Genomic DNA, 1,989 nt, shown 5'->3' with positions numbered 1-1,989 from the left:
CCACCGGGCTGGTGGCGGGGCTGTTCTTCGCGTTCACCTGCGCGGTCATGCCGGGTCTGGCCGCGACCGACGACCGGACGCTGGTCGGCACGATGCAGTCGGTCAACCGGAGGATCCTCAACGGCTGGTTCCTCAGCGCCTTCCTCGGCGCGGTGCCGCTGCTCGCCGTGGCCGCCGCCGCGCACCTGACCCGGGGCGGCCCGGTCCTGTTCTGGACCGTCGCCGCGTTGGCCTGCCACCTGGTCACCGTCGGGGTCACCGTGCGGCTCAACGTGCCGCTCAACGACCGGTTGGAGGCCGCCGGTCCGGTGGACCGGATCGCCGACCCGGCCGAGGTGCGGGCCTGGTTCGAGGCGGCCTGGGTGCGCGGGAACCTCGTCCGCACGCTCTCCTCGGTGGCCGCGTTCGCCTGCCTGATCGCCGCCCTGCTGGCCCGGCACGGCTGACCGCCGCCGCACTGCCGCCTGGCGCGGCAGGCATGGGCGGCGCGGCGTGGGGGAACCGTGCCCGTATGAGGATGAGCAGCACCCCGGCCGTGGCGGCCTCCAGCGAGGAGACGGGCCCGGACGGCGTACGGGAGCCGGCCGGCGAGGTGCACGCCTGGCTGCCCGGGCAGAACCAGACCGTCTGCGGGCTCCCGCTCAGCCGGACCCGGCTGCGCCGCTTCCCGCACGTGCGATTCGAGTACACGTCGACGGACGTGCTCACCGAGGCGGACCCGGTCGGCCGGATCTGCCCACGCTGCCTGGCTGCCTCCGACGGCCGGCGTCGGGGCGGGCAGAAGAACTGGGTCCGGCACTCGCCCCGGCCCTGACGGCGGCGAGCCGCAGCGCGGATCCGTGGGCGACGACAGCCCGGCCCGACCGCCGCGATTGACTCGTGGCTGACCGGGTACGGGGCGGACATGCGGATCGTGGTGGTGGGGGCGACCGGCAACGCGGGCACCGCCCTGTTGCGCCGGCTGCGGCGGGAACGCGGACTGGACCTCGCCGGGGTGGCCCGCCGGCTGCCCGGGCCGGAGTGCGGCGAACCGTACGACCAGGTGGAGTGGCACTCCTGCGACGTCGGCCTGCCCGGCGCGGCCGACCAGCTCGCCGAGGTCTTCGCCGGGGCCGACGCGGTCGTGCACCTGGCCTGGCAGATCCAGCCCAGCCACGACCAGCGGGTGCTGCACCGGACCAACGTCGGCGGCAGCGCGGCCGTGATCGACGCCGTGGTCCGCGCCGGCGTGCCCGCCCTGGTGTACGCGTCGTCGGTCGGCGTCTACGCGCCCGGCCCGAAGGACCACCCGGTCTCCGAGCGCTGGCCGGCGACCGGGGTGCCCGGCTCGTCGTACAGCCGGGACAAGGCCGAGGTGGAGGCGCTGCTCGACCGGGCGGAGCGGGAACACCCGGGGCTGCGGGTGGTGCGGCTGCGGCCCGGCCTCAACTTCCAGCGGGCGGCGGCCACCGAGATCACCCGCTACTTCCTCGGCCCGTTCGCGCCCGTCCGGCTGCTGCGCTTCGGCCGGATCCCGCTGGTGCCGACGAACCGGCGGCTGCGGATGCAGGCGGTGCACACCGACGACGTCGCCGACGCGTACGCCCGGGCGATCCTGGGTGACGCGCGCGGCGCGTTCAACGTCGCCGCGGACCCGGTGCTGACCCCGGAGCTGGTGGCCCGGCACTTCCACGGCTGGACCGTGCCCGTCGCCGCCCCGGTGCTGCGCGTCGCCGCCGCGCTGACCTGGCGGGCACGGCTGCAACCGATCGACGCCGGCTGGGTGGAGCTGGCGCTGCACGCGCCGCTGATGTCGAGCGAGCGCGCCGAGACGGAGCTGGGCTGGCACCCGCGCCACGACGCGCTCAGCGCGCTCAAGGAACTCTTCGCCGGCATGGCCGACGGCGCGCACACCGCCAGCCCGCCGATGTCGGCGGCCGGCCACCTCCCGGGCCGCCCCGCCGCCCTGCTGCGCGGCCGCCCCGCCGGCCACGGCAACCCCTACTGACC

3 protein-coding genes are annotated in these 1,989 nt (G+C 76.3%); all 3 read left to right on the top strand.

Translation table 11 applies throughout. The features are described from left to right. Window positions 1–446, top strand: a 446-nt coding sequence (locus ACSNN9_RS28385) for a DUF1772 domain-containing protein (RefSeq protein ID WP_436676376.1), incomplete at its 5' end; no start/stop codon positions are given. Between the two features lie 71 nt (window positions 447–517). Then, the gene (locus ACSNN9_RS28380; RefSeq protein ID WP_436676375.1) at window positions 518–814 is read left to right on the top strand and encodes a hypothetical protein; all 297 of its coding nucleotides are present in this window, start codon (window positions 518–520) and stop codon (window positions 812–814) included. 90 nt (window positions 815–904) lie between these two features. Then, window positions 905–1,987 carry an NAD-dependent epimerase/dehydratase family protein gene (locus ACSNN9_RS28375; protein ID WP_436676374.1) on the top strand — a complete coding sequence of 361 codons (1,083 nt, stop codon included), beginning with the start codon at window positions 905–907 and terminating at the stop codon, window positions 1,985–1,987. The last annotated feature ends 2 nt before the right edge of the window (window positions 1,988–1,989 follow it).

It is taken from the genome of Micromonospora sp. URMC 107 (genome assembly GCF_051386315.1).
Lineage (GTDB): Bacteria > Actinomycetota > Actinomycetes > Mycobacteriales > Micromonosporaceae > Micromonospora.
This window is presented reverse-complemented; position numbering and strand designations above follow the sequence as displayed.

Bases quoted from the DNA above. Each gene is read 5' to 3' on its own strand.
- ACSNN9_RS28380 (WP_436676375.1), top strand. From the start codon at position 518: ATGAGCAGCACCCCGGCCGTGGCGGCCTCCAGCGAGGAGACGGGCCCG.
- ACSNN9_RS28375 (WP_436676374.1), top strand. From the start codon at position 905: ATGCGGATCGTGGTGGTGGGGGCGACCGGCAACGCGGGCACCGCCCTG.